Annotated in this window: 26 protein-coding genes; 10 read left to right on the forward strand and 16 right to left on the reverse strand. The window is 71.9% G+C overall.

Annotation, left to right across the window (positions count from 1 at the left end; genetic code table 11):
• Positions 1 to 40: 40 nt before the first annotated feature.
• Positions 41 to 673, reverse strand: a complete 633-nt coding sequence (locus tag IG84_RS0129415) for a TetR/AcrR family transcriptional regulator (protein ID WP_031063546.1) — start codon at positions 671 to 673, stop codon at positions 41 to 43.
• Positions 674 to 787: 114 nt separating this feature from the next.
• Here IG84_RS0129415 and IG84_RS0129420 point away from each other — a divergent pair, with 114 nt between their 5' ends.
• Together IG84_RS0129420 and IG84_RS0129425 are read left to right on the forward strand one after the other, a co-directional pair.
• Positions 788 to 1,975 carry an acyl-CoA dehydrogenase family protein gene (locus IG84_RS0129420; protein WP_031063548.1) on the forward strand — a complete coding sequence of 396 codons (1,188 nt, stop codon included), beginning with the start codon at positions 788 to 790 and terminating at the stop codon, positions 1,973 to 1,975.
• 126 nt (positions 1,976 to 2,101) lie between these two features.
• A complete protein-coding gene (locus tag IG84_RS0129425; RefSeq protein WP_031063552.1) occupies positions 2,102 to 2,725 on the forward strand; it encodes a TetR/AcrR family transcriptional regulator in 624 nt (207 codons plus the stop codon).
• Positions 2,726 to 2,759: 34 nt separating this feature from the next.
• On the opposite strand, the gene IG84_RS0129430 is transcribed toward IG84_RS0129425, so the two are convergent.
• On the reverse strand, positions 2,760 to 3,221 hold the full coding sequence (locus IG84_RS0129430; protein WP_031063555.1) for a MaoC family dehydratase: 462 nt from the start codon (positions 3,219 to 3,221) through the stop codon (positions 2,760 to 2,762).
• 100 nt (positions 3,222 to 3,321) lie between these two features.
• Between IG84_RS0129430 and soxR the strand changes: the two genes are divergently transcribed.
• On the forward strand, positions 3,322 to 3,813 hold the full coding sequence (gene soxR / locus IG84_RS0129435) for a redox-sensitive transcriptional activator SoxR (protein WP_031063557.1): 492 nt from the start codon (positions 3,322 to 3,324) through the stop codon (positions 3,811 to 3,813).
• 6 nt (positions 3,814 to 3,819) lie between these two features.
• Here the strand turns inward: soxR and IG84_RS43010 are convergent, their stop codons facing one another.
• From IG84_RS43010 to IG84_RS0129450, 3 genes are all read right to left on the reverse strand, one after another.
• A complete protein-coding gene (locus IG84_RS43010) occupies positions 3,820 to 3,933 on the reverse strand; it encodes an MFS transporter small subunit (protein ID WP_417828981.1) in 114 nt (37 codons plus the stop codon).
• Positions 3,930 to 5,294, reverse strand: coding sequence for an L-lactate MFS transporter (locus tag IG84_RS0129445; RefSeq protein WP_031063560.1), 1,365 nt, complete (start codon positions 5,292 to 5,294; stop codon positions 3,930 to 3,932). The genes IG84_RS43010 and IG84_RS0129445 overlap by 4 nt, the downstream gene beginning before the upstream one ends.
• A 219-nt stretch (positions 5,295 to 5,513) precedes the next feature.
• Entirely contained in the window at positions 5,514 to 6,125 is a 612-nt protein-coding gene (locus IG84_RS0129450; RefSeq protein WP_031063563.1) for a hypothetical protein, read from the reverse strand.
• A gap of 222 nt (positions 6,126 to 6,347) precedes the next feature.
• On the opposite strand from IG84_RS0129450, the gene IG84_RS0129455 reads away from it, so the two are divergent.
• On the forward strand, positions 6,348 to 9,170 hold the full coding sequence (locus IG84_RS0129455) for a penicillin acylase family protein (protein WP_031063566.1): 2,823 nt from the start codon (positions 6,348 to 6,350) through the stop codon (positions 9,168 to 9,170).
• 72 nt (positions 9,171 to 9,242) lie between these two features.
• Here the strand turns inward: IG84_RS0129455 and IG84_RS0129460 are convergent, their stop codons facing one another.
• From IG84_RS0129460 to IG84_RS0129470, 3 genes are all read right to left on the reverse strand, one after another.
• Entirely contained in the window at positions 9,243 to 10,574 is a 1,332-nt protein-coding gene (locus IG84_RS0129460; protein ID WP_031063569.1) for a hypothetical protein, read from the reverse strand.
• A 98-nt stretch (positions 10,575 to 10,672) separates the two neighbouring features.
• On the reverse strand, positions 10,673 to 12,004 hold the full coding sequence (locus tag IG84_RS0129465) for an MFS transporter (protein ID WP_031063572.1): 1,332 nt from the start codon (positions 12,002 to 12,004) through the stop codon (positions 10,673 to 10,675).
• A gap of 83 nt (positions 12,005 to 12,087) precedes the next feature.
• The gene (locus IG84_RS0129470; RefSeq protein ID WP_031063575.1) at positions 12,088 to 13,353 is read right to left on the reverse strand and encodes an exo-beta-N-acetylmuramidase NamZ family protein; all 1,266 of its coding nucleotides are present in this window, start codon (positions 13,351 to 13,353) and stop codon (positions 12,088 to 12,090) included.
• A gap of 161 nt (positions 13,354 to 13,514) precedes the next feature.
• Here IG84_RS0129470 and IG84_RS0129475 point away from each other — a divergent pair, with 161 nt between their 5' ends.
• The 3 genes from IG84_RS0129475 to IG84_RS0129485 all read left to right on the forward strand — a co-directional run bounded on the left by IG84_RS0129475 (position 13,515) and on the right by IG84_RS0129485 (position 16,699).
• Positions 13,515 to 14,288, forward strand: coding sequence for an SDR family oxidoreductase (locus IG84_RS0129475; protein ID WP_245659640.1), 774 nt, complete (start codon positions 13,515 to 13,517; stop codon positions 14,286 to 14,288).
• 111 nt (positions 14,289 to 14,399) lie between these two features.
• The gene (locus tag IG84_RS0129480; RefSeq protein ID WP_031063581.1) at positions 14,400 to 16,058 is read left to right on the forward strand and encodes an AMP-binding protein; all 1,659 of its coding nucleotides are present in this window, start codon (positions 14,400 to 14,402) and stop codon (positions 16,056 to 16,058) included.
• 47 nt (positions 16,059 to 16,105) lie between these two features.
• A complete protein-coding gene (locus IG84_RS0129485; protein ID WP_031063583.1) occupies positions 16,106 to 16,699 on the forward strand; it encodes a TetR/AcrR family transcriptional regulator in 594 nt (197 codons plus the stop codon).
• Positions 16,700 to 16,846: 147 nt separating this feature from the next.
• Here the strand turns inward: IG84_RS0129485 and IG84_RS0129490 are convergent, their stop codons facing one another.
• Positions 16,847 to 18,061 (reverse strand): acyl-CoA dehydrogenase, encoded by a 1,215-nt coding sequence (locus IG84_RS0129490; protein WP_031063586.1) that lies wholly within the window; start codon positions 18,059 to 18,061, stop codon positions 16,847 to 16,849.
• An 8-nt stretch (positions 18,062 to 18,069) separates the two neighbouring features.
• The gene (locus IG84_RS0129495; protein WP_031063587.1) at positions 18,070 to 19,110 is read right to left on the reverse strand and encodes a phosphotransferase family protein; all 1,041 of its coding nucleotides are present in this window, start codon (positions 19,108 to 19,110) and stop codon (positions 18,070 to 18,072) included.
• A gap of 186 nt (positions 19,111 to 19,296) precedes the next feature.
• Here IG84_RS0129495 and IG84_RS0129500 point away from each other — a divergent pair, with 186 nt between their 5' ends.
• Entirely contained in the window at positions 19,297 to 20,112 is an 816-nt protein-coding gene (locus IG84_RS0129500) for an alpha/beta fold hydrolase (protein WP_031063590.1), read from the forward strand.
• A 43-nt stretch (positions 20,113 to 20,155) separates the two neighbouring features.
• Here IG84_RS0129500 and IG84_RS0129505 read toward each other — a convergent pair whose 3' ends face one another.
• The 5 genes from IG84_RS0129505 to IG84_RS0129525 form a co-directional block, all read right to left on the reverse strand.
• Positions 20,156 to 20,500, reverse strand: coding sequence for a DUF202 domain-containing protein (locus tag IG84_RS0129505; RefSeq protein ID WP_031063591.1), 345 nt, complete (start codon positions 20,498 to 20,500; stop codon positions 20,156 to 20,158).
• A 67-nt stretch (positions 20,501 to 20,567) separates the two neighbouring features.
• On the reverse strand, positions 20,568 to 20,978 hold the full coding sequence (locus tag IG84_RS0129510; protein WP_107053989.1) for a YidH family protein: 411 nt from the start codon (positions 20,976 to 20,978) through the stop codon (positions 20,568 to 20,570).
• A 10-nt stretch (positions 20,979 to 20,988) separates the two neighbouring features.
• On the reverse strand, positions 20,989 to 21,555 hold the full coding sequence (locus tag IG84_RS0129515) for an NUDIX hydrolase (RefSeq protein WP_031063596.1): 567 nt from the start codon (positions 21,553 to 21,555) through the stop codon (positions 20,989 to 20,991).
• A 65-nt stretch (positions 21,556 to 21,620) separates the two neighbouring features.
• Positions 21,621 to 22,385 carry a glucose 1-dehydrogenase gene (locus tag IG84_RS0129520; RefSeq protein WP_031063598.1) on the reverse strand — a complete coding sequence of 255 codons (765 nt, stop codon included), beginning with the start codon at positions 22,383 to 22,385 and terminating at the stop codon, positions 21,621 to 21,623.
• Entirely contained in the window at positions 22,382 to 23,038 is a 657-nt protein-coding gene (locus IG84_RS0129525; protein WP_031063599.1) for a TetR/AcrR family transcriptional regulator, read from the reverse strand. Before IG84_RS0129525 ends, IG84_RS0129520 begins: the two co-directional genes overlap by 4 nt.
• Before the next feature lie 305 nt (positions 23,039 to 23,343).
• Between IG84_RS0129525 and IG84_RS0129530 the strand changes: the two genes are divergently transcribed.
• Both IG84_RS0129530 and IG84_RS0129535 read left to right on the forward strand, forming a co-directional pair.
• Positions 23,344 to 24,327, forward strand: coding sequence for a hypothetical protein (locus tag IG84_RS0129530; protein ID WP_031063601.1), 984 nt, complete (start codon positions 23,344 to 23,346; stop codon positions 24,325 to 24,327).
• Between the two features lie 30 nt (positions 24,328 to 24,357).
• Entirely contained in the window at positions 24,358 to 25,926 is a 1,569-nt protein-coding gene (locus tag IG84_RS0129535) for an APC family permease (RefSeq protein WP_051862568.1), read from the forward strand.
• Here IG84_RS0129535 and IG84_RS0129540 read toward each other — a convergent pair.
• On the reverse strand, positions 25,904 to 26,305 hold the full coding sequence (locus IG84_RS0129540; RefSeq protein WP_031063603.1) for a hypothetical protein: 402 nt from the start codon (positions 26,303 to 26,305) through the stop codon (positions 25,904 to 25,906). The genes IG84_RS0129535 and IG84_RS0129540 overlap by 23 nt on opposite strands.
• Positions 26,306 to 26,368: the final 63 nt, after the last annotated feature.

Here is a 26,368-nt window from a genome sequence, read left to right on the forward strand (position 1 = left end):
TAGGTAACAGGGGAGGGTCGCGGTATCGCGGCGCGTGAGGTCAGGAGACCGGCTGGTGCTGCAGCGCGAGCCCGTCGACCAGGGCCCGCAGGCCGGACTCGAAGGCGCCCTCGTCGACCTGCTGCTGGTGCTCGGCGAGGAGATGGGCCTGGCCGAGGTGGGGGTAGTCGGCGGGGTCGTAGGCGGCCGCGTCGTCGACGAAACCGCGGGCGAAGGAGCCCAGCGCCGAGCCCGCCACGAAGTACCGGACCATCGCGCAGACCTTGGTCGCCTGCGCGGGCGGCCAGCCGGCCTCGACCATGCCGCCGAACGCCGCGTCGGCCATCTTCAGGCCCGCCGGGCGGCGGCCGGGTCCCTGGGCGAGGAACGGCACGAAGTTCGGGTGCGCGGCGAGCGCCGCGCGGTAGGAGCGGGCCCACTCCGTCAGGCCGCGCCGCCAGTCCCCGTCCGGGCCAAAGCCGGAGACGTCGACCTTGGCGATCACCATGTCCGCCGCGGCGTCCAGGATCTCGTCCTTGGTCGTGAAGTGGTTGTAGAGCGAGGGCCCGCTCACTCCGAGCTCGGCGGCGAGCCGCCGCGTCGACAGCGCCTGGAGCCCTTCCTCGTCGATGAGCGCGAGGGCTGCCGTGACGATGCGCTCACGGCTCAGCAGGGGCTTGCGGGGTCGGGCCATGACGCACATAGTAGAGGCTGCCGCCGAAAAACTAGCAGTGATAATTAACGGGGACGGCGCCTCCTGTCGGCGCCGCCCGCCGTGTCACCGCCACCGTTCAGAGGAAGACGCATCATGAACCTCGAACTCAACGAGGAGCAGGCCGCCGTCCGGCAGCTCGCCAAGGACTTCGTCGACCGCGAGGTCGCCCCGCACGTCACGGAGTGGGACCGCGCCGAGCAGGTCGACCGCGGAATCGTGAAGACCATGGGCGACCTGGGTTTCCTGGGGCTGACGATCCCCGAGGAGTACGGCGGCTCCGGCGGCGACCACTTCGCGTACGCGCTGGTCACCGAGGAGCTGGGGCGCGGCGACTCCTCCGTGCGCGGCATCGTCTCCGTCTCGCTCGGCCTGGTCGCCAAGTCCATCGCCGCCTGGGGGAGCGAGGAGCAGAAGCAGGCGTGGCTGCCCCGGCTGACCTCCGGCGAGGCCCTCGGCTGCTTCGGCCTCACCGAGCCCGGTACCGGCTCCGACGCGGGCAACCTCACCACCCGCGCCGTCCGCGGTGGGGGTACCTCCCGCTCGAGCGCAGCCGAGAGTGGGGGAGGGGACTGGGTGATCAACGGCACCAAGATGTTCATCACCAACGGCACCTGGGCCGACGTGGTGCTGCTCTTCGCCCGTACCGGTGCTGAGCCCGGCCACAAGGGCGTCAGCGCCTTCCTCGTCCCCACCGACACCCCGGGCCTGTCCCGCCGGGAGATCCACGGCAAGCTGGGCCTGCGCGGCCAGGTCACCGCCGAGCTGGTCCTGGAGGACGTGCGGGTGCCGGCCTCCGCGATGATCGCCCCCGAGGGCAAGGGCTTCTCCGTCGCGATGTCCGCGCTGGCCAAGGGCCGGATGTCGGTCGCGGCCGGCTGCGTGGGCATCGCGCAGGCGGCGCTGGACGCGGCGGTGGGGTACGCCGGTGAGCGCGACCAGTTCGGCAAGTCGATCGCGCACCACCAGCTCGTCCAGGAGCTGCTCGCCGACATCGCGCTGGACGTGGACGCGGCCCGGCTGCTGACCTGGCGGGTCGCCGACCTCATCGACCGCGGGAAGCCGTTCGTCACCGAGGCGTCCAAGGCGAAGCTGTTCGCCTCCGAGGCGGCGGTACGCTGTGCCAACAACGCCCTGCAGGTCTTCGGCGGATACGGCTACATCGACGAGTACCCGGTCGGCAAGCTCGTCCGGGACGCCCGCGTGATGACGCTCTACGAAGGCACCAGTCAGATCCAGAAGCTGGTCATCGGACGCGCGCTGACGGGAGTCTCCGCGTTCTGACCGGAACCCCGCCTCCCGAGGACACAGCCCAAGACCCCTAAGCGCTTGCTCAGTGCTGGGGTATGGTGTTCGATCTGATGGCCCGCCGCGGACGGACCGCGGCGGACCGCAGGATCGGAGTGCGCGATGGGAGCGGAGCGGGCGGACGAGGCCGCAGGGGAATGGGCCGAGGTGGCTCCGGACGCGGCCCAGCGGCTGGTCGGGGCTGCCGTCGAGGCGTTCGCGGAGCGCGGCTACCACGCCACGACCACCCGTGACATCGCCGGGCGGGCCGGCATGAGCCCGGCCGCGCTCTACATCCACTACAAGACCAAGGAAGAGCTGCTCTACCGCATCAGCGTCACCGGCCACGAGCGGGCGCTGAAGATCATGGCGGCCGCGGCCGGCGCCGAGGGCACGGCCGCCGACCGGCTGTGCTGCGCGGTGCGCGCCTTTGCGAGCTGGCACGCCGAGCGGCACACGACCGCGCGCATCATCCAGTACGAGCTGAAGGCGCTGGGCGAGGAGCACTACGCCGAGATCGCGGACCTGCGGCGGCAGACGGACCGGCTGCTGCGGGAGATCATCCAGGACGGCGCGGACGCCGGGGAGTTCACCGTGCGGGACGTGCCCGGCACGACGCTGGCGGTGCTGTCGCTGTGCGTGGACGTCGCCCGCTGGTTCACCGCGGACGGCAAGCGCACGCCCGACCAGGTCGGCGAGCTCTACGCCGACCTGGTGCTGGGCATGGTGGGGGCGCGGCGCCCGTAAAAGCCGAGTGGCCCACCGGCAGCAGCCGCTGGACTTACAGGTAGAAGCGGCTGACCGACTCCGCGACGCAGACCGGCTTGTCGCCGCCCTCGCGCTCCACGGTCACGGCCGTCGTGAGCTGCACGCCGCCCGGTACCTCGGTCACCTCGGCGATCTTCGCGGTGGCGCGCACCCGCGAGCCGACCGGCACGGGGGAGGGGAAGCGCACCTTGTTCGTGCCGTAGTTGATGCCCATCTTGACGTTGTCGACGCGCATGAGCTGCGGTACGAGCGCGGGCAGCAGGGACAGCGTGAGGTAGCCGTGCGCGATGGTCGTGCCGAACGGCCCGGCCTTCGCCTTCTCCTGGTCGATGTGGATCCACTGGTGGTCGCCGGTGGCATCGGCGAACAGGTCGATCCGCTTCTGGTCGACCTCCAGCCAGTCGCTCGGGCCGAGCTCCTCGCCGACCGCGGCACGCAGCTCGTCCAGCGATCCAAACACTCGGGGGTCTGCCATGTCCGTGTCCTCCTGATCGACTAAGCGCTTGCTCAGCTTGCTGTGCAGATCCTCCGCTGTCAACGGCTCGTCGCATCAGGCACCCTTTAGGCTGGCCGACGTGCCCCAGCTTTCCCGTAAGGTCCACGAACTCACCGTCGGCCAGCTCTCGGCGCGCAGCGGCGCCGCCGTCTCCGCCCTGCACTTCTACGAGTCCAAGGGGCTGATCAGCAGCACCAGGACGGCGGGCAACCAGCGCCGGTTCACCCGTGACGCGCTGCGCCGCGTCGCGTTCGTCCGGGCGGCGCAGCGCGTCGGTATCCCGCTCGCGGTGATCCGTGACGCGCTCGCCGAGCTGCCGGAGGAGCGCACGCCCAACCGCGAGGACTGGGCCCGGCTCTCCGAAGCCTGGCGCAGCGAGCTGGACGAGCGCATCAGCCAGCTCCAGGAGCTGCGCGACAGACTGACCGACTGCATCGGCTGCGGCTGCCTCTCCCTGGAGCGGTGCGCGCTCTCCAACCCCTACGACGAGCTCGGCGAGCAGGGGACGGGCGCGCGGCGGCTGCGCGTGGACCGCGACGGACGCCCGGCAGACCCGGCCTCCGAGGGGTGAGCGCCGTCAGCCGGTGAAGAGCTGCGTCATCTTGAGCGTCAGCTCGTACAGCCCGTAGGCGAAGGGCAGTCCGACCCACAGCCAGACGAGGACGAGCAGGGCGGTGCGGCGGCCGGTCACCGGGCGGCTCCTTCTTCCTGTACTTCATGGCGGTCCGGCGATACCGGCTCGTGGTGGCGCGGGTGGACCGGCCGGATCAGCTCGTTGGCGACGAAGCCGATCACCAGCAGGCCGATCATGATGAAGAACGACGTGGTGTAGAGGTCGGGGCCGCTGCGCCCGGCGGCGTGCTGGGAGTCCGCGATGGCGTTGACGATCAGCGGGCCGAGGACGCCGGCGGTGGACCAGGCGGTGAGCAGCCGCCCGTGGATCGCGCCGACCTGGTACGTGCCGAAGAGGTCCTTCAGGTACGCGGGGGCCGTGGAGAAGCCGCCGCCGTAGAAGGAGAGGATGACGGCCGCGCAGGCCACGAAGAGCGGCTTGGACGCGTCGCCGGTCAGCGCCAGGACGAGGTACAGCAGCGCGCCGACGCCGAGGTAGAGGCGGTAGATGTTCTTCCGGCCCACCAGGTCGGAGGTGGTGGACCAGGCGAACCGGCCGAGCATGTTGGCCAGCGAGAGCATGCCGACGAAGCCGGCCGCCGCTGCCGCGCTCACGGGTGTGGCGGTGTCCGCGAAGAAGTCGGCGATCATCGGCGCGGCCTTTTCCAGGATGCCGATGCCGGCCGTGACGTTCATGCAGAGGATGACCCACAGGCACCAGAACTGCGGTGTGCGCAGCGCGTTGCGGGCGGAGACCTGGGCGGTGGTGACCAGGGCGCGGGGCGCGGCCGTGGCGGGCGCTGCGCCCGGGGGCCGCCAGTCGTCCGGTGGTACGCGGACCAGCAGCACGCCCAGCGACATGAACACCGCGTACACCAGGCCCATCACGAGGAAGGTCTGCGCGATGCCGGCGGAGTCGGTGCCGAGCGCGGCCAGCAGTCCGCTGGACCAGGGCGAGGCGATCAGCGCGCCGCCGCCGAAGCCCATGATGGCGATGCCGGTGGCCATGCCGGGGCGGTCCGGGAACCACTTGATCAGCGTGGAGACGGGGGAGATGTAGCCGATGCCCAGGCCGATCCCGCCGATGAAGCCGTAGCCGAGCACGACCAGCCAGTACTGGCGGGTGGCGGCGCCCAGCGCGGCGACGAGGAAACCGGAGCAGAAGCAGAGGGTGGAGACGAGCATGGCCCAGCGCGGGCCGCGCCGTTCGACGAGCGTGCCGCCGAACGCCGCCGACAGGCCGAGCATCACGATGGCGAGCTGGAAGGGGAGCGCGGAGGCGGTGCCGGAGAGCCCTAGCGAGGACTCCAGCGGGGGCTTGAACACGCTCCAGGCGTATGCCTGGCCGATGGCGAGGTGGATGGCGAGCGCGGCGGGCGGGACGAGCCAGCGGCTCCAGCCCGGCGGGGCGACGGTGGCGGAACGGGCGAGCGCGAGCATGCACCGGAACGTACAACCTTCATGCACTCGCGGGAAGAGGCCCTAAGTTCGCGGTCGCAGACACCTGTTGGCCTTCCGTGGGCGGTGCGGCGCGGGTCCCCCGTACCGGCGCATCCGGTCCCACGTCCGCCTGATGCGGCAGATGCGCGCCCGGCGCCCTGCCGTTTCCCCCTGGTGCTGCACCCTGTTTGCCGGGTGCTGTCGCGTGCTGCCCGTGACTCAGGCCGCGGCGAAGGCCCGGTCGGCGTTGGCGCGCCGGGCGGCGGAGAGCGTGGCGGTGGTCAGGACCGCCGACGGGGTGACAACTCCGCATTCCTGGCAGACCGGCCCGTTCACCGGGTGTGCCCCGTCCGAGTGCCAGACGAAGCGCCGGCCCCCGCACACCGGGCAGTCCTCGCGCTGCCGGCCCGACTCCATGGCCGCGATCACCCGGCGCAGCACTTCGGCCAGGCGTGCGGTCGGATGCCGGTGCGGTGACTCGCAGGGCACGATGTCGCACCCGCCCCAGGTGCGCAGGTGCCATTCGTGCAGGGCGCCCGGCTGCCGGATGCCCTCGTGCTTCTCACGCCGCCTGCGGGCGGCGAAGTCCTCTTCATAAGCGAGCCAGAGGTTGCGTGCCTCCTCCAGTTCCGCCAGGGCGGCCATGAGCCTGCCCGGGTCAGGGTTGCGGTCCTGCGTCCCGATGCCTGCACGGGTGCACAAGTGGTGCCACGTCGCCCGGTGCCCGTACGGGGCGAACCGTTCGAGGCACTTGCGCAGCGCCGTCCGCCGCTGGGTCGCGACGAGCCCGGGGTTGCGGACCTGCTCGGCGAGAGCTCTGAAACCGGCCAATTCATCCCACCTCCGTGGGGAGGAACCCGACTGGACATGGAATGGACGTAACGGAACGGCATCCGGATCCATCGAACTGCCGTGCGAGAAAGGGGTGTTACCTGGGGTGTAGAGGTGATGCATGGGAGAAGTGAGGGTTGAACGAAAGTTGACTGTTGTTCATCTTCCGCCGCGAGTTTACCGACGGTAACGTCCAGCGCACCCGCCTCCCAAGGAGCAGGAATGCGACGACGTACCGGAGGACGCGCCGCTGCCGCCGTGGCAGCGGTGTGCGCCCTGGGGGCCAGCGCCCTGGCACCCCTCCCCGCCGCGGCGGCCACCGCGGACCCCCCACCCGTCACCGACCACTGCCAGGGCCAGTGCGCCGACATCCTGCCGCCCGGCGAGAACGGCAACGCCACCCTCACCGAGATCCTCGGCAACAAGGTCTTCGGCACCCGCCCCGCGCACGCCTCCGACCAACTCGGCCCGTACAGCGATCTGAACGGCGGCTACCAGTCGCTGACCGACGACACCCTGACGAACTTCTTCAACGACGCCTCCTTCGGCGTCCCCGAAGGCCAGGTCGGCAAGGTCACCCAGCCGCGCGACGACGTCACGATCACCCGGGACAAGAAGACGGGCGTGCCGCACATCAAGGGCACCACCCGCTACGGCACCGAGTACGGCGCGGGCTACGCCGCCGCCCAGGACCGGCTCTGGCTGATGGACCTCTTCCGGCACATCGGCCGCGGCGAGCTGACCTCCTTCGCCGGCGGCGCGCTCGCCAACCAGGGGCTGGAGCAGGAGTTCTGGCCGAAGGCCCCGTACACCGAGCAGGACCTGAAGGACCAGGTCGAGTCAATCCGGGAGAACAACGGGCCGCGCGGCGAGCAGGCCATGGCGGACGCGCAGGCGTACGTCGACGGCATCAACGCCTACCGCGAGAAGTCCAAGAAGGGCCGCTACTTCCCCGGCGAGTACGTGCTGACCGGGCACGTGAACGCGGTCACCAACGCCGGGGAGATCAAGCCCTTCGAGCTCACCGACCTGATCGCCCTCGCGTCCGTCGTCGGCGGGCTGTTCGGCAACGGGGGCGGCGGCGAGGTACCGCAGGCGCTCGCGCTGCTCTCCGCGCAGCAGAAGTACGGCGTCGAGAAGGGCACCGCGGTCTGGGAGTCCTTCCGCGAACGCAACGACCCCGAGGCCGCGATGACGCTGCACGACGGCCAGTCCTTCCCGTACGCGGTGAAACCCGAGAACGCCAAGGGCACGGCGCTGCCCGACCGCGGCTCGGTCACCCCCGAACCACTCGTGTACGACCGCAAGGGCGCGGCCACCGCCAAGAGCGACCCGCCGCAGGCGGAGGTGAAGACCCCGAAGAAACTCAAGCCCCTCGAGGGCGTCTTCAAGGACGGCGTGCTCCCGAAGGGCAGCTTCGATGCGGCCCAGCACCGCGGCATGTCCAACGCACTGCTGGTCTCCGGGAAGCACACCGCGAGCGGCCACCCGGTCGCCGTCTTCGGGCCGCAGACCGGCTACTTCGCCCCGCAGCTCCTGATGCTCCAGGAGATCCAGGGCCCTGGCATCAGCGCCCGCGGCGCGTCCTTCGCGGGCGTCGGCATGTACGTCCAGCTCGGCCGCGGCCAGGACTACGCCTGGAGCGCCACCTCCGCGAGCCAGGACATCACCGACACCTACGCCGTCGAGCTGTGCAACACCGACGGCTCGGCACCCACCAAGGACTCCACGGGGTACCGCAAGGACGGCCGCTGCGTCCCCATGGAGAAGCTGGAGCGCACCAACTCCTGGCAGCCGACCGTCGCCGACCCCACCGCCGCGGGCTCCTACCGGATGCAGGTCTACCGCACCGACCACGGCGTCGTGACGCACCGCGCGACCCTCAAGGGCAAGCCCGTCGCCTACACCGCGCAGCGCTCCACCTACCGCCACGAGGCCGACTCCATCATCGGCTTCCAGATGTTCAACGACCCGTCCTACGTCAAGGACGCGAAGTCCTTCCAGCAGGCCGCCCAGCACATCGGGTACGCCTTCAACTGGTTCTACGCCGACTCCAAGGACGTCGCGTACTACAACAGCGGACTGAACCCCGTCCGCAACCCGGACGTCGACCCGTCCCTCCCCGTACGCGCCGAGAAGGCGTACGAGTGGAAGGGCTGGGACCCGAAGGCCAACACCTCCGCCTACACCCCGCCCGCCCAGCACCCGCGGTCGGTCGGCCAGGACTACTACATCTCCTGGAACAACAAGCAGGCCAGGGACTACGACTCGGCCGGCTTCGGCAACGGCTCCGTGCACCGCGGCGATCTCCTCGACGACCGGGTGAAGGAGCTCGTACGGGACGGAGGCGTCACCCGCGCCTCCCTGACCCGCGCGATGAGCGAGGCCGCCGTCACCGATCTGCGCGGCGAGGACGTCCTGCCGGAGCTGCTCAAGGTGCTGCGCTCGGCGCCGGTCGAGGACGCCGGGGTCAGGACCGCCGTCCAGCAGTTGGATGCATGGCGCAAGGACGGCGCGCAGCGCCACGAGACCAGCCCCGGCTCGAAGACGTACGCCCACTCCGACGCCGTGCGGATCATGGACGCCTGGTGGCCCCTGATGATCGAGAAGGTCTTCAAGCCGGGCCTGGGGGAGGGCCTTTACGACGCGCTGAAGGCGAACATCGCCGTCGACGAGTCGCCCTCGGCCGGGCACGGGCCGACCGGCAGCCACGCCGGCTCCGCCTTCCAGTACGGCTGGTGGTCCTACGCGGACAAGGACCTGCGCGCCGTGCTCGGCGAGAAGGTGCGCGGCGGCCTGGCCGAGCAGTACTGCGGGAAGGGCGACCCGGACGCCTGCCACGACACCCTCGTCAGCACGCTGCGCGAGGCGGCCGCGAAGACCGCCGAGCAGGTCTACCCGGGCGATGACGCCTGCAAGGCCGGTGACCAGTGGTGCGCGGACGTGATCATCCAGCGCGCGGTCGGCGGTATCACGCACGACCCGATCAGCTGGCAGAACCGGCCCACCTACCAGCAGGTGGTGGAGTTCCCGAGCCACCGGTAGGGGGTTCGGGGGAAACGGTGCGGTGCGCGGAGCTGTGGGGGCTTCGCGCACCGCACTCCGCACTCCGTCCTGTCAGGCGCGGCCGATCCGGCCCGCCTCCAGGATCACCCGGGCCAGCTGCGGGTGGCAGATGTCGCTGTGCGCGCCGGCCGGCGGCGCGCCGCGCCGGACCACGGCGGAGGCGTCCACGTTCACGCACCCCGGCGACGTCGGCAGCTCCTCGCCCAGCCGGACCCGCCGGGTCCCGGGCACCGCCTGGATGCCGTCGAACCCGTTCGCCCCCCACCGGTCGAACAGGCCGAGGAAACTGGCGGAGTCCCCGGCCAGCTTCGACGCCAGCGGGTAGAACGTGCGCAGCGCCTCGTCGTGCCGGGAGTAGCAGCACACCAGCGGGCCGTCGATCCGGTCCTGCACGCCGTCCAGCGTCCCGGCGAGCGTCCGGTCGTGCGGCAGCTCCGCGCAGAACGCGTAGTGCGAGAAGGCCCCTTGCAGCAGCGTCACCGACTTCACGTGCCGCGCGTCCGGTGGCAGCCCGCGCAGCGCGTACGAGACCAGCCGGGCGCCGAAGGAGTGCCCGGCCAGGTGCACCCGCAACTCGGCCGCCTCGCCCGGCAGCCGGCCGAGCACCGGGCCCAGCCCCAGTTGGCCCACCGTCCCGGCACGCCGCTTGATGGCGTAGTAGGCGCCCTGCCGGAGCAGTTCGCGGGCGCCGCTCCACTTCCGGGTCAGCCCGCCGCCGAACAGCGGCCGCTGCTCGGCGTCCATGGCATCGCCCGGCCACACCGCCACGCCCGTCGACCGCAGCGCCGCCGTGAAGACCTCGCAGACCTCCAGCGGGTCGTCGGTGAGCATGCCGGGCAGCCCGTCCCCGCTGTCCGCGGCGAACAGCAGGTCCGGGCTGTCCTGCCGGACCGAGACCAGCTCCCGCACCAGCCGCGCGAACTCGTCGAACGCCGAGCGCGCGTCGGGCCGCTCCGACAGGAGTTGCGCGAGCCGCTCCAGCAGCATGTCCCGGCCCGGGAACGCCTGCGCCAACTGGTGCCGCAGGGCGTCCTCGAGTACCGGTTCGCCGGCGGCCGTGGCTCCCGCTGTGGCCCGGGCCGGCGGCGAGGGGTCGAAGTCGGGGATCGGCTCGTCGGTGAAGCGCATCGCCGGCCAGATCACGCCGACGTACCCCACCCGGGCCCCGCTGCCCGCCAGCAGCTCCGGGAAGGGTTCGAAGAAGCGGGTGTAGAGCCGGGTGGCCGTCGAGCGGTCGTTGTTCCACCCGTGCGCGAACACCACGAGATCGGTCAGCCGCTCCCGCGCCACACCGGCGAGCAGGGCGTCGCGCTGCCGCTGATCGACGTCCCCGTCGGCATCACACGTCAGTTCCCAGTACGGCTTGACCCCGACACCCGCCATGACGAACCCCTTCGCTGCCGCCCGTGCAGCGCATCGTCCTGCGCATCGGCCGTTCCCGCCATACGCAGCGCTGCGGCGAACGCCAGGAGGCCCCGGGATCAGGCCAGCTCGCGCTCCCTGGTCTCCGGCAGCACCAGTACGCACAGCAGCGAGACCACGGCCATCGCGGAGACGTACCAGCCGACGGAGGAGGACCCGAAGGCGGCCTGCAGACGGGTGGCGATCAGTGGGGAGACCGCGCCGCCGAGGACGCCGCCGAGGTTGTAGGCGAGCGAGGCGCCGGAGTAACGGACCCTGGTACCGAACAGCTCGGGCAGGTAGGCGCCCATCGGGCCGTAGACCACGCCCATGCAGAACAGCGCGCCGCCGAGGGCGAGGGCCACCAGCACCGGCGACTCGGTGTCCAGCAGCGGGAAGAGGACCAGGCCCCAGACGACGGCGAGGCCGCAGCCGGCGAGGATGAGCTTGCGGCGGCCCGCGCCGTCGGAGCGGGTGGCGGCGAGCCAGGTGCCGGCGGCGAGGAAGAGGCAGGCGACCAGGGACAGCGCCAGCATGGTGTTGCGGGAGATGCCGAGGGTGCCGGTGGCATAGGAGAGGCAGTACGTCGTGGCCGTGTAGAAGAGCCCGTACGCGACGATCATGCCGCCCGCGCCGAGCAGCAGCTCGCGCCAGTGGCCGCGGATCACGTCCAGCGTGGGGACCTTGCTGGCCTCCTGCGCGTCCATCACCTTCGCGAAGACCGGCGTCTCACTGATCTTCAGCCGGACGAACAGGCCGACCGCGACCAGCAGGAACGACAGCAGGAACGGAATCCGCCAGCCCCAGGACCGGAAGGCCGCGTCGTCCAGCGAGGCGGACAGCAGCCAGAAGATGCCGGTCGCGGCGAAGAACCCGACGGACGGGCCCAGTTGCGGGAAGGCGGCGTACAATCCGCGCCGTTTCTTCGGGGCGTGCTCGACCGCGAGCAGCGCCGCGCCGCCCCACTCGCCGCCCAGGCCGATGCCCTGCACGAAGCGGAGCAGGATCAGCAGCAGCGGGGCCCAGATGCCCAGCGTGGCGTAGCCGGGCAGCAGCCCGACGAAGGCCGTGGACAGGCCCATCAGCAGCAGCGAGACGACCAGTACGGACTTGCGGCCCACCCGGTCGCCGAAGTGCCCGAAGACGATCGAGCCGAGCGGCCGCGCCGCGAACGCCACCGCGTAGGTGGAGAAGGAGGCGAGGGTGGCGTTGACCGGGTCCAGGGTCGGGAAGAACGCCTGGTTCAGTACGAGCGCGGCCGCGGTGCCGTAGATGTAGAAGTCGTAGAACTCGATGGCCGTTCCGATGAACGACGCCACGGCCACCCGCCGCAGGCTCTCGGAGCTGCCCTCGTCGCCGGCGGGCCCGGCCGTGGTCTCTTCTGCTGTCGCTTCGCTGTGCACGAGCCGCATGCTCACGGTCGTTGTATGGGGCAGTCAATAGGTGGGACGTGTGGTCTCGACTGCTGAGACGGTGGTCTCTGGCCCGACCCGGCTCAGTGGTAGCGCAGGTAACCGGCGCGCAGCGCACGGAACTTCGCGAGCTCCGCCTGCCAGGCGCCGACGACCTCGTCCGTCCCGGCCCCCGCGTCGATCATCGTGCGTACCTTGTCCGAGCCCGCGAGCCGGTCGATTCCGTTGTCCGGGCGCCAGGCGAACTGCTTCCACACCTTCTTCGCGGTCACCAGCAGCGCGATGCCGGTCCGTACCGGGTCGAACGCCGCCCGGTCGTGGACATGCAGCTGCACCCCGCCGATCGTCTTCCCCTGGAACTTGGAGAACGTCGGCGCGAAGTACGCCTCACGGAAGCGGACCCCCGGCAGCCGCTCGGCGTTGACCGCCTCGGCCCACTTCCGGTCGATGCCTTCCGCGCCGAGCAGCTCGAACGGCCGCGTCGTACCGCGCCCTTCGGAGAGATTGGTGCCCTCGAAGAGACACGTGCCGGAGTACACCAGCGCGGTGTCCGGGGTGGGCATGTTCGGGCTGGGCGGCACCCACGGCAGCCCGGTCGCGTCGAAGAAATCGGCGCGCCGCCAGCCCTTCATCAGGACGGTGTCCAGCCGTACCGCCTTGCCGGCCGCCGCGGGCACGAACCGCTCGTTGAAGAGCAGCGCCAGCTCCGCCACCGTCATCCCGTGCGCCTGCGCGATCGGCTCCCGGCCGACGAACGAGGCGTACTTCTTGTCCAGTACGGGCCCGGAGGCGTCGCGCCCGGTCACCGGGTTCGGCCTGTCCAGTACGACGAACCGTTTCCCCGCCATGGCCGCCGCCACCATGCAGTCGTACAGCGTCCAGATGTAGGTGTAGAAGCGCGCGCCCACGTCCTGGATGTCGAAGACGACCGTGTCGACCCCGGACTCGGTGAAGATGTCCGCCAGCGCCCGGCCGCTCTTCTGGTACGTGTCGTACACCGGCAGCCCGGTCGCCGGATCGGTGGACTTCCCCTCCGAACCGCCCGCCTGCGCCGTGCCGCGGAAGCCGTGCTCGGGCCCGAACACCGCGGTCAGCCGCACGCTCTTGTCCGCGTGCATCACATCCACGAGGTGCTCGACGTGCTGGGTGATGCCGGTCGGGTTGGTGACGACGCCGGCCTTCTGCCCGGAGAGCAGTGCGTAGCCGTCGGCGGAGAGCCGGTCGAAACCGGTCCGCACCCGGCGGCCGCCGGAGGGCGGGGGAGCCGCCGACGCCGTGCCCGGGGAACCGGCGAGCGCGCCGGTCATCGCGCCGGTGACCGTCAACAGGGTCCGTCTGGACAGGGCCATGCGCACACCTCCGTGATCGGGGTTCGTGTGCTGTGACGCTAACGCGCGCGAGGGCGCACGGGAACGCACCGCACGGGGTGCGTCGGGCCCTTCCCTTTGTACATACCGACTGGTTAGTCTGCCGTTCGGTCGTGATGCCGGTCGAGCCGAGGGAGACACACGTGGAAGCCGTGCGGGACAAGACCGTGGTGGTCACCGGGGCGGGCGGCGGCATCGGTGCCGCGCTCGCCGCCCGCTTCACCGCCGAGGGCGCGCGGGTCGTCGTCAACGACCTGGACAAGGAGAAGGCCGAGCGCACCGCCGCCGAACTGGGTGCGATCGCCCTCCCCGGCGACGCCTCGGCGATCGTCCCCGCTGCGCGCGAGGCCCTCGGCGGCCGCATCGACATCTTCTGCGCCAACGCGGGCGTGGGCACCGGCGGCGGCCCCGAGGCCCCCGACAGCGACTGGGACTTCGCCTGGGACGTCAACGTCATGGCCCACGTACGGGCCGCGCGCGAGCTGATACCGGAGTGGCTGGAGCGCGGCAGCGGCCGCTTCATTGCCACCGTCTCGGCCGCCGGCCTGCTCACCATGATCGGCTCCGCGCCGTACAGCGTGACCAAGCACGCCGCGTACGCCTTCGCCGAATGGCTCTCCGCCACCTACCGGCACCGCGGCATCGACGTGCACGCCATCTGCCCCCAGGGCGTACGGACCGACATGCTCAGCAACACCGGATCCGCCGGTGACCTCGTCCTCACCTCCGGAGCCATCGAGCCCACCGCCGTCGCCGACGCGCTCTTCGAGGCGATCACCGAGAACCGCTTCCTGGTCCTGCCGCACCCGGAGGTCGCCGGTTACTACGCCGCCCGCGCCGCCGACCCCGACCGCTGGCTCGGCGGCATGAACCACCTCCAGCGCAAGCTCGACGCCGCCACGGACGCCGGCGCCTGAGCGACGCGGGACGACCACCCGTACGGCGCGGCGGGGACGACCGCGCCGTACGGCACACCGGAACCGAGCACCGACACCACCGGGACGAGAAGAGAGAAGGGCCGCACGCCGATGACGTCGTACCAGGACATGCCGTGGCTGTCGCAGCTGAACGAGGCACAGCGCGCCCCCGTGCACCCGCACCCCTCCACCCTGCACGCCTTCAAGGAAGCGGTCCGCCGGGTTCCCGACCGGACCGCGCTGGCCTACTTCGACGGCCGGCTGTCCTACGCCGAGACCGACGCGCTCTCCGACGGCATCGCTGCCTACCTGTGCGACCGCGGCTTCCGGCACGGGGATCGCGCCGCGATCATGCTGCAGAACACCCCGCACTTCGTCCTCGCGCTCTTCGGCGTCTGGAAGGCGGGCGGCGTCGTCGTCCCCGTCAACCCCATGTACAAGTCCGGCGAGATGACCCATGTCCTCAGTGACGCCGAGGTCACCGCCGTGATCTGCGCCGACCGCACCTGGGACGGCTTCCTCCGCGAGACCGCGGCCGCCGCCCCTTCCGTACGCATCGCGCTGACCGCCTGCGAACGGGACCTGCAGACCAGAGACGACGCCCGCGTGCTGCGCGGCGAGCGCCTCGGCCCGCGCGAGGGCGCCGACGATCTGCTCGCCACCGCCCGCGCGCACGAGGGACGTGACCCCGCCGGCGTCCCCGAACTCACCGCCGACGACATCGCCCTGATCAGCTACACCTCGGGCACCAGCGGCACGCCCAAGGGCGCCACCAACACCCACGGCAACATCTCCTACAACGCCGAACGCCAGCGCACCGGCCTCGGACTCCCCGACGGCGCCACCTACTTCGCGCTCGCGCCGCTCTTCCACATCACCGGCATGGTCTGCGAGCTGGCCTCCTGCATCACCGGCGGCGGCACCCTGGCGCTCGCGTACCGCTTCGAGGCAGGCGTCGTCCTGGACGCCTTCCTGGAGCACCGCCCGGCCTTCACCGTCGGCCCCTCCACCGCGTACATGGCCCTGATGGCCCACCCGGACGCCACCCGCGACCACTTCTCCTCCTTCGCCACCATCTGCTCCGGCGGCGCCCCGCTGCCGCCCGCGCTGGTCGAGAAGTTCCGCGCGGAATTCGGCCCGTACATCCGCAACGGGTACGGCCTCACCGAGTGCACGGCCCCCTGTGCCAGCGTGCCGCCGCAACTGGAGGCGCCCGTCGACAAGGTCTCCGGCACCCTCGCGGTCGGCGTACCGGGCCCCGACACGATCGTCCGGATCATCGACGACCAGGGCCGGGACGTGCCCTTCGGCGAACAGGGCGAGATAGCGGTCCGTGGGCCCCAGGTCGTCCCCGGCTACTGGCGCCGCCCCGACGCCACCGCCGAGGCGATCCCCGACGGCGAGCTGCGCACCGGCGACATCGGCTTCATGGACGCCGACGGCTGGCTGTACGTCGTCGACCGCAAGAAGGACATGATCAACGCGTCCGGCTTCAAGGTCTGGCCGCGCGAGGTCGAGGACGTGCTCTACAGCCACCCCGCCGTGCGCGAGGCCGCCGTCGTCGGCGTGCCGGACGACTACCGCGGCGAGAGCGTCAAGGCGTACGTCAGCCTGCGCTCCGGCGAGGCCCCGGACCCCGCCGAGCTGGCCGCCTACTGCAAGGAACGGCTGGCCGCGTACAAATATCCCCGGGAGGTGGAGGTCCTGCCCGAACTGCCGAAGACGACGAGTGGGAAGATCCTCCGACGGGAGCTGCGCAACCGCGGCTAGCCTCCGGTGAACGAGCACGTCAGTACGGAGAAGGACAGGTGAGGGCGATGGCCGGCACGACGGACGGGAGCACGAAGCCCGTGGCACAGCGGCTGCTGGCCACCGCCACCCGGCTCTTCGCCGAGCAGGGGTACGACCGGACCTCGGTCCAGGAGATCGTCGAGGCGGCGGGCGTCACCAAGGGTGCGCTGTATCACTACTTCGGCTCGAAGGACGATCTGCTGCACGAGGTCTACGGGCGGGTGCTCCGCCTCCAGCAGGAGCGCCTGGACCGCTTCGCGGGCGCCGACGCGCCGGTGGAGCAGCGGCTGCGGGACGCCGCCGCGGACGTCGTGGTCACCACGATCGAGAACCTCGACGACACGAAGATCTTCTTCCGCTCGATGCACCAGCTCTCGCCGGAGAAGGACAAGCAGGTACGTGCCGAGCGCCGCCGCTACCACGAGCGCTTCCGCGCGCTGATCGAAGAGGGCCAGCGCACCGGGGTCTTCACCACCGAGGTCCCCGCCGACCTGATCGTCGACTACCACTTCGGCTCGGTCCACCACCTCGGCACGTGGTACCGCGAGGGCGGACCCCTGACGCCACGCGAGGTCGCCGATCATCTGGCGGACCTGCTGCTGCGGGCGCTGCGGCCGTAACGGCTACGGGAAGCGCCCCCACGTCCGCCGTGGGGGCGCGGCCCGTAGGCGCGGCGCGTTTGTATGACTGCGGCGCCGGCCCCGATTGCGCAGACCCACAGGCCCCCACCAGGGGGTTACCCAGGTGGGGGCCTGCGGACGCACGGTTCAGAGGTACTTCTTGATCTCCCGCCGTGCCAGGGAGCGCTGGTGGACCTCGTCCGGGCCGTCCGCCAGGCGGAGCGTGCGGGCGCCGGCCCACAGTTCGGCGAGGGGGAAGTCCTGGCTGACGCCGCCCGCGCCGTGGAGCTGGACCGCCTGGTCGATGATGTCGACGACCGTGCGCGGGGTGGCGATCTTGATGGACTGGATCTCCGTGTGCGCGCCCTTGTTGCCGACCGTGTCCATCAGCCACGCCGTCTTCAGGACGAGGAGGCGGAGCTGCTCGACGGCGACCCGCGCGTCCGCGATCCACTCCTGGACGACGCCCTGCTGGGCGAGCGGCTTGCCGAAGGCGGTACGCGCCACCGCCCGCTGACACATCAGCTCGATGGCCCGCTCCGCCATGCCGATCAGCCGCATGCAGTGGTGGATCCGGCCGGGGCCCAGGCGGGCCTGGGCGATGCCGAAGCCGCCGCCTTCCTCGCCGACGAGGTTCGAGGCCGGGACGCGTACGTTCTCGAAGAGGACCTCGGCGTGGCCGCCGTGGGAGTGGTCCTCGTACCCGTAGACCTGCATCGCGCGCTTGACCGTCAGGCCAGGCGTGTCGCGCGGGACGAGGATCATCGACTGCTGGCGGCGGATGTCCTCGCCGTCCGGGTCGGTCTTGCCCATCACGATGAAGATCTGGCACAGCGGATTCATCGCGCCGGAGATGTACCACTTGCGGCCGTTGATGACGTAGTCATCGCCGTCACGCTCGATGCGCGTCTCGATGTTGGTGGCGTCGGACGAGGCGACCTCGGGCTCGGTCATCGCGAACGCGGAGCGGATCTCACCCGCGAGCAGCGGCTGCAGCCACTGCTTCTTCTGCTGCTCGTTGCCGAACTGGGCGAGTACTTCCATGTTGCCGGTGTCCGGCGCGGCACAGTTCAGCGCGGTCGACGCGAGCTGCGGGCTGCGGCCGGTGATCTCGGCGAGGGGCGCGTACTGGAGGTTGGTGAGCCCGGCACCGTGCTCGGCGTCCGGCAGGAACAGGTTCCACAGCCCCCGCTTGCGGGCCTCCGCCTTCAGCTCCTCCACGATCGCCGGGGTGTCCCAGGGCGAGGCGAGCGCGGCCCGCTGCTCGCGCGCGACCTGCTCGGCGGGGTAGACGTGCTCGTCCATGAACGCGAGCAGTTTCTCGCGCAGCTCCTGCGTGCGGGCGTCGAATGCGAAGTCCATGAGCGTGCTCAGCCTTCCTTCACGGGGGACAGGGTGGAAAGAGTGCGGCGGCCGTTGTCGATGAAGCGCGGCACGACCTCGCCGATCCGGTCGAAGCCCGCGCCGACGGTCTGCCCGAGCGTGTAGCGGTAGTGGATGCCCTCGAGGATCACCGCGAGCTTGAAGTACGCGAACGCGGTGTACCAGGCGACCTGCGAGACGTCGCGCCCGGACCCCGCCGCGTACCGCTCGATCAGCTCGCCCGGTTCGGGGTGCCCCGGGGCGCTGCGGGTCGTGGTGACCGGCGAGTCCGGGGACTCCTCCTGCTCGCTGTACATGGCCAGCAGGCCCAGGTCGGTGAGCGGGTCGCCGAGCGTGGACATCTCCCAGTCCAGTACTGCCGCGATGCGGTCGTCCGCGCCGACCAGGACGTTGTCCAGGCGGTAGTCGCCGTGCACGATCGCGGGCGCGGGGGAGTCGGGGAGCTTCCTGCCCAGCGCCTCGTGCAGCTCGTCGATACCGGGCAGCTCGCGGTTGCGGGAGGCGGCGAGCTGCTTGCCCCAGCGGCGGAGCTGCCGTTCCAGGAAGCCGTCGGGCCGCCCGAAGTCGCCCAGGCCCACCGACTCCGGGTCGACGGCGTGCAGGTCGACGAGGGTGTCGACGAGGCGCAGGACGATGTCGCGGGTGCGCTCGGGGCCGAGCGGCCGGAGCTGTTCGGCGGTGCGGTACGGAGTACCGTCCACGAGCTCCATCACGTAGAACGGCGCCCCGATGACCTCCTCGTCCTGGCAGAGCGCCAGCGTCTCCGGCACCGGTACCCGGGTATCGTGCAGCGCGCTGATGACACGGTGCTCGCGGGCCATGTCGTGCGCGGTGGCCAGGACATGGCCGAGCGGCGGGCGGCGGACGACCCAGTGGCCGGTGCCGTCGGTGACGCGGTAGGTGAGGTTGGACCGGCCGCCCTGGACCAGTTCGGCGCTCAGCGGGCCCGCCACCAGGCCCGGGCACTCCCGGTCCAGGTGGGCGCGGAGCCGCCCCAGGTCGAGGCCGGGCGGGTTGTCCTTGCTCATCGTGCGCCTCCGTGTGCTGGCCGGTGGAGTGGGACCGTCCACGATCATGCCGACTAGTCGGTATGGCGTCCAGGGGGCGGAGTGAACCGGTTGGTCAGGAGGCGTGTTCCGCGCGTCACACGAAGGCCGCCGGCCAGGCGGAAAAGGGGATGCGGTGACCGGCCGTGACGGGAGATTCTCGGGCGCATGACCGAACTGCGCGCGCTCGCCCCGGACGGCGTCCCGATCTCCGCCCTCGACGACGGGGGCAACGGCCCCACCGTGCTCGTCGTCCATCCGGGCGGCCGGGGCCCCTCCTCCTGGGACGAGGTCGCCCGCCTCCTCACCGACCACTTCCGGGTCGTCCGCATCCGGCGCCGGATCTACGAGCCCGGCGTGCGCATCGGCCGTACGCATTCGATGGCGGTCGAGGCGGCCGACGTGCTCGCGGTCGCCGGGCTGCTGCGGGAGGACGGGCCCGTGCTGCTCGTCGGCCACTCCTCGGGCGCCGTCGCGGCGCTGGAGACGGCGCTGCGCGATCCGGCCCCGTTCGCGGGCGTGTTCGCGTACGACCCTCCGATACCCACTCGGTCGTTTCTCGTGGGCGAGGCGGGCCCGCGCGCTCGCGCCGCGCTGGACGCCGGCGACCCCACCGAGGCGATACGCATCCACTCCCGCGCGATCACCGGCATGCCGGACGAGACGGTCGAGCAGATGCTCAAGGACCCGCGCGTGCAGGCGCTCATCGCCACGCACGCGGAGGCGCAGATCGTCGAGGACGAGATCATCGACGCGCTGGGCCTCGGGGTGGACCGCTACCGTGCCCTCACCCTGCCGGTGACCCTCGTGCAGGGCGAGCTCAGCTTCCCGCATCTGCACGAGCGGGTGGCCGACCTGGCGGCCGTACTGCCGGAATCCCGCGTGGTGACGCTCGCGGGCCAGGGCCACGGCGCTAACTCCGCCGCGCCGGAGGTGCTGGTCGCGGCGATCCGCGAGACGGCGAAGGGGGTCTTCGGGGTCTGAAGGGGACGCCTGGAGGGCTCACCGCGGCCGCCCGGGACCGGGCTTACAGCACGATTGCCGCGCCCAGGCCCACCAGTACCAGCGTGCAGGCCGTCGCCAGCAGTGCCGTACGGGCGTCCATCGTGCGGGGCCGGCCCGCCGACGCGGGCGTGGCCAGGGTGCGCATCCGGGTGTGTGCCGCGGTGAGGAAGGTCAGGCCGGCGAGGACCAGCAGTGCGACGAGGACGACCTCGGTCCCGGAGGGTTCGCGGATGAGCAGCACCTGACGCCAGGCCAGTACCACGGCCACCGCGCAGGACAGCGTCGTGCGCCGCCACGCCATCCGGGTCCGCTCGGGCTGCAGCCCCGGGTCCCGGACGGCGGCCGGGTCCTCTTCCGTATCGGCCATCGTCAGCCTCCCGTAGCGGCCGTCAGCGGCCCCGGGCCCGTCGCCATCAGCCCCGTGCCGGTCCGCATCAGCGTGTCCAGCCCAGCAGGACGACCACCGCGATGGCCACCGCCAGCAGCCCGACGCCCGCGCCCAGCAGGGACGGGAAGCGGGAGGCCGGCAGGTCCTCGCCGCGCCGCATCGCCCGTTCGCAGCGCACCCAGTGGCTGACCGAGCGCACGGCGCACAGCGCGCCGCCCGCGAGCAGCGCCACGGTGAAGACCGTGCGCACCGTCTGGTGCAGCGACGGCAGGAACTGGTCGACCGCGAAGCCGCCGCCGATCAGCGCGAACGCCGTGCGCAGCCAGGCCAGGAACGTGCGCTCGTTGGCGAGCGAGAAGCGGTAGTCGGGGGTGGAGCCCTCGTTGCGGATCCGCGCGGGCGCGAACCACAGGCGCAGGTCGGCGGCGAGCGCCCGCATCCGGTCCGGGAAGATCATGTTTCGCACCTTATCCGGCGGCCGGCCGCCCGGCCGCCTCCCAGTCCCGCAGCCGCCGGAACGCCTCCAGGCCGTCCGGTACCCACTGCCATTCGGGCAGCCGGGCCGCCAGCTCCTCCTCCGTCAGGAACGCGTGCCAGGCGACCTCCTCCGCCTGCGGATCGACCGGCAGCGTGCAGCGCACCTCGTACACCGCCGACCACCAGGTGTGCTCCGGCGACTCGTACAGGAACCTGAACAGCGGTACGGGGCAGGGGAGTCCGCTGACGCCCAGCTCCTCCTCGGCCTCGCGCAGCGCCGCGTCGTCGTAGGACTCGCCCGCGCCGACCACCCCGCCCACGAACAGGTCGTAGTGCGAGGGGAAGACCAGCTTCTGCGCCGTGCGGCGGTGCACGAAGATCCGGTCCTGCTCGTCGCGGACCAGGATGAAGGTGGAGCGGTGCCGCAGCCGGCGGGCGTACGCCTCGCCGCGCGGGGCCTGCCCCACGACCCGGTCGTGCTCGTCGACGATGTCGAGGATCTCGTCCGCGTTGCGCGGCTGCTGAGAAGCCGGCTGCTCCGGCTGCTGATCGGTCATGGGGTCATGCAACCAGACGGCCGGCGCCGGCCCAGGGCCCGGGCGCACTGCCCCTCACTCCGGGCTCACTGCCCCATGACGTACTTCACCGTCGGCCCCGTGGTCCAGCCGCCGTCCACCGCCAGCTCGGCGCCGGTCACGTACGACGCCGCGTCGGAGAGCAGGTACACCACCGCGCTCGCGATCTCGTGCGGCTCGCCGACCCGGCCCATCGGGGTGTTGGGGTAGTTCCCCTCGCCCTTCTGGATGCCGACGCCGGCCGTCATCGGGGTGTACGTCATGCCCGGGTGCACGGAGTTGACACGGATGCGGTCCGTACCCAGCTCCACGGCGGCCACCTTCGAGAGGCCGCGCACGCCCCACTTGGACGCGCCGTAGCCGCCGGTCATGGCCAGGCCCATCAGGCCGGCCGCCGAGGAGATGTTGACAATGGAGCCCGCGCCGCGCTCCCGCATCAGCGGAATGACCGTCTTCATGCCGATGAAGACGCCGGTGAGGTTGACGTCGAGCACCTTGCGGAAGAAGTCGACCGAGAGGGTCTCCAGCGGCTGGCCGGTGGATATGCCCGCGTTGTTGACCAGCCCGTCGAGGCCGCCGAACTCCGCGACCGCGAAGTCTGCCGCGCGCTGCCAGTCCTCCTCGGACGTCACGTCGTGGGTACGGAAGCGCGCCCGGTCGCCCAGCGCCGCCGCGGTCGCCTCGCCGTCCTCCGCCAGGACATCGGTGAGCACGACGTTCGCGCCGGCGTCGACGGCCTGCTTCGCCGCCTCGGCGCCGAGCCCGCGCGCGCCGCCGGTGATGAGAACGGTCCTGCCGGTCAGATCGGTCATCGTGCACTCCTGTGTCGGGGAGCGGGGCGCTCCGGTGCGGGGGCGCGCAGCAGCGCCACCGTGGTCGTGACGAGGTCGGCGAGGAAGACGCCCTCCGTGGTGAGCGGGCGGCTGCCGTCGAGGTACTGCCGGGCCCGGTCGGCCAGCGCCGCGCCGATCAGCGTCAGCGCGAGGTCCGTGCGCTCCAGCCGGATCGCCTCGGGCAGCCCGTCGGCCGAGAGGGAGGTCTCGATCCGTTCGATCAGCTCCCAGTAGGCGGTGCCCGCGAGGGTCGGGTGCGGCGTCCGCGTACGGATGCCGCTCTCGTGGCTGAGCTGTGCGGAGATCCGCAGGCAGCGCAGCCCCCGCAGGTCGGTGAGCTGCGTCGCCTCGGCCGTGACGAGCGCCTCGATCAGCTCCTCGAGGGACGGCTCGGGCAGCGCCTCGAGGAGCGGTGCGAGCGCCGCCTCCGTACGCGCCAGCCGGCCGGCCATCACGGCGTCCAGCAGGCCCGCGCGGGAGCCGAAGTGGTACTGCACCGCCGACGGGTTGCCCTGGCCGGCCAGCCGCACGATGTCGCGGGTCTGGGCACCGTCGACGCCCTGCGCCGCGAAGATCTCCTCCGCGGCGCGGATCAGCTTCTCCCGGGTCTCCGACCCCGACGTCCTCGCCATGGCGCCATGTTAATGCTGGCCATTATTAAAAGCCATGGTTCCGGCTGAGGGATGCGTCGTCTCTTCGTGGCGGAGGGGTCGTCCCTTCGTGACGGATGCGTCGTCGTCGGCCTTGCGTGATCTTCCGAACCGGCCGCCTTGGTGGGGGCGTTGGCGGCCCTCGGCCCACCGGACGGGGGTTGACGGGAACCACCGGTGCCGCTTTGCTGTCTGTGATCACCTCGTGTCGATCCGTTCATCGAACCTGCACATACCTGCCCCTGTGCGGGCGCCGGAGGGAAGAGCGCCGTGGAGAGACCCCTGGTATGACTCCACCGCCCCCACCCCCACCTCTGGGGCGCGCCCGCCGCAAGGCCCCCGCCGGAGTCCGTCCCGCGCTCGACGACACCGAGCTCGCCGCGAGCCTCGACGCGCTCGCCCAGGGCCGCTGGACCGCCGCCCGGGCCCTGCTCGCCGCGACCGGCACCGACTGGGACCGCCGCGGCCACCGCCTGCTCGCCCTCGGCGCCGCCAGGACAGGCGCCGTCTGGGCCCGCGAATGGCAGCTCGCCGAGCCCGACAGCCCCGACGCCGCCGCCTTCACCGCGGCCGCCGCCGTCCACCGCGTACTGCGCGGCAAGGAGGCCGCCGAGGCCGCCCGCGAGAGCTGCCTGACCGCCGCCCGGATGGCGCCCGACGACCCCACCCCCTGGCTCGCCCTGCTCCTCCTGGCCCGCGCCACCGGCACCCCCGACGCCCGCGAGCACGCCTTCGACCAGGTGCGCGCCCGGCATCCAGGCCACCACCACGCCCACCACCTCATGGCCGCCTGCCTCGCCGAACACCAGCCGGGCGACACCGACGACCCGCTGCACCAGGTCTACGACTTCGCCGCCTGGGCCGCCGAACAGGCCCCCGCCGACTCCCCGCTGGCCGTCCTGCCCGTCGTCGCCCACGCCGAGCGCTACCGCGTCCTGGCCGCCGCGGGGCTGGAGCCCGCCGACCCCGCGGCGTCCGGGCACTGGGCCACCCGCCGCGCCCGCCAGGCCATGAAGGCCGCCTTCGACTGGTGGCTGGAGTGGGAGGGTACCCACAAGGGCAGCACCGGGGGCGCCACCGGCCACCCGCGCGGCATGGTCGACCTGAACTTCCTCGCGCACGCCAAGTACTGCGAAGGGCGGCTGGCCGAGGCGGCCGCCCTCTTCCACCGCATCGGCCCGCACGTCACCGCCGAGCCGTGGGGCTATCCCGACCGCGATCCGGCGCGTGCCTTCCGGGCCGCCCGCGACCTAGCCCTGCGCGCCACCTGATCCCGCCGTCCCCGAAAGGACCGTTCCGCCATGCCCACCGGCAGTACGCACGAGATCAGCACCTTCAAGGGACAGGAACGCGCCCTGAGTGCCGACCGCATCGGCACGCCCGGCCTCCTGCTGTCCGTACTGGCCGCCAGCGCCCCGCTGATGGCCGTGGCCGGCGTCATGGTGACCACGTACCAGGTCATGGGCATCGTCGGACAGCCGCTGCTGTTCGTCATCCTCGGCGTGGTGATGGCGCTGTTCAGTGTCGGATACGCTGAGATGAGCCGGCACGTGCACAACGCCGGCGCCTTCTACGCGTACATCGCCAGGGGCCTGGGCGGCACCGCGGGCGCCGGCGCGTCCTTCGTGGCGCTCGCCGCCTACAGCGCCCTCCAGGTCGGCATCTACGGCATCTTCGGCTTCGAATTCGCCGCCCTGCTCGGCACGTTCTTCGGCATCACCGTCGTGTGGTGGGTCCCGGCCGTACTCGCCGTCCTGCTCACCGGCGCCCTCGGCGCCCTGAAGATCGACCTCAACGCGAAGGTGCTGGGCGTCCTGCTCCTCATAGAGGTCGCCCTCATCGTGGTTTTCGACCTCGCGTTCGCCGCGCAGCCCGGGCCGCAGGGCCTGTCCCTGCACGCCTTCGACCCCACGACCCTCGGGGGCGCGGGCCTCGGTACGGCGCTGTGCTTCGCCGTTGCCGGCTTCCTCGGCTTCGAACAGGCCCCGGTGTACGCGGAGGAGACCAGCCGGCCGGGGACTGTCGTGGCCCGCGTGATGTTCCTCGCCGTCGGCTTCTCCGCGGTCTTCTTCGCCCTCAGCTCCTGGCTCATCGGCGTCGCCACCGGCCCGGACCACGTCGTCGCCACCGCCGGCAAGGAAGGCCCCGGGCTGATCTTCGCGCTCGCCGAGCCCCGCCTCGGCGGCCTCTTCACCGACGTCCTGCACGTCTTCTTCGTGACCGGCATCTTCGCCTCGATGCTCAGCTTCCACAACGTCGTGGCCCGCTACGCCTTCGCCATGGGCCGCGAGGGCCTGCTGCCCGCCGCCCTCGGCCGCACCTCGAAGGCCAGCGGCGCGCCCGCCCTCGGGTCGTTCCTGCAGACCGTCGTCTCACTGGTCGTCGTCGTGGCGTTCGCCGTCACCGACCGCGCGCCCACGGGCGACCCCACCACTCCCGTACTGAAGCTCTTCACCTGGGGCGGCAATCTCGGCGCCCTCGGGGTCATCGCCCTGATGGCCACCGCGTGCGCCGCCGTCATCGCCTTCTTCGTACGCCGCGGTGCCGGGCGCGCCCAGGCCGGGCGGCTCACCGCCGCCGCCGTCGCCGGGCTCGCCCTGCTGGTCGTCCTGGTCTACGCGGTCAAGGACTTCGGCGTCCTGGTCGGCGCCGGTACGGGCTCCGCGCTGACCTGGCTGCTGCCGGCCCTCATCGGCCTCGCGGCGGTCGTGGGACTCGTGTACGGGCGCGTGCTGCGCGCCACCCGCCCCGAGGTGCACGCCCGGATCGGCCTGGGCAACGAGGCGTTCCGGCTGGAGAAGGCCGCCGCCGACGGGGTGCCGGGCACGGAGCCGGGGCGCGGCCTCCTCAGCCCTCCAGGGACGCGCTGACGCGGCGGGAGACCTTGATGGCGTAGAGGTCCAGGATGCCGGGCGGCTCGGCGATACCCGGGCCGCCCGCCCGTATCCACGCGGCGATGTCCGCCAGCGCGTCGTCGTCGTTGACCAGGCCCAGCCATACGGGGCGGCCGCCCGCCGCGCGCCCCTCGGGCGACGGCTGGACCACGACCACGTTCGCCTGGTCGCACACGTCCAGGCACTCTGAAGCGCGCACCGGGGCCGCGCCGTCCAGGGCCGCGCGCAGCCGCGGGATCTGGCCCGCGTGGTCGACGCCGGGAATCTTGCCCGCGTCACCGCAGCAGCAGCCGCGGCACACCGTGACACGGCAGGAGGCGGCCTGGGCGGCGGGGCGGCGGGAACGCTTGTTGATCACCCGTCCATCGTACGGGGCGCCGGTGCCGCTCCGGAGGGCCCACGGGTGTGGCCCTCAACT

This window comes from Streptomyces ochraceiscleroticus (assembly GCF_000720485.1).
GTDB lineage: Bacteria > Actinomycetota > Actinomycetes > Streptomycetales > Streptomycetaceae > Streptomyces > Streptomyces ochraceiscleroticus.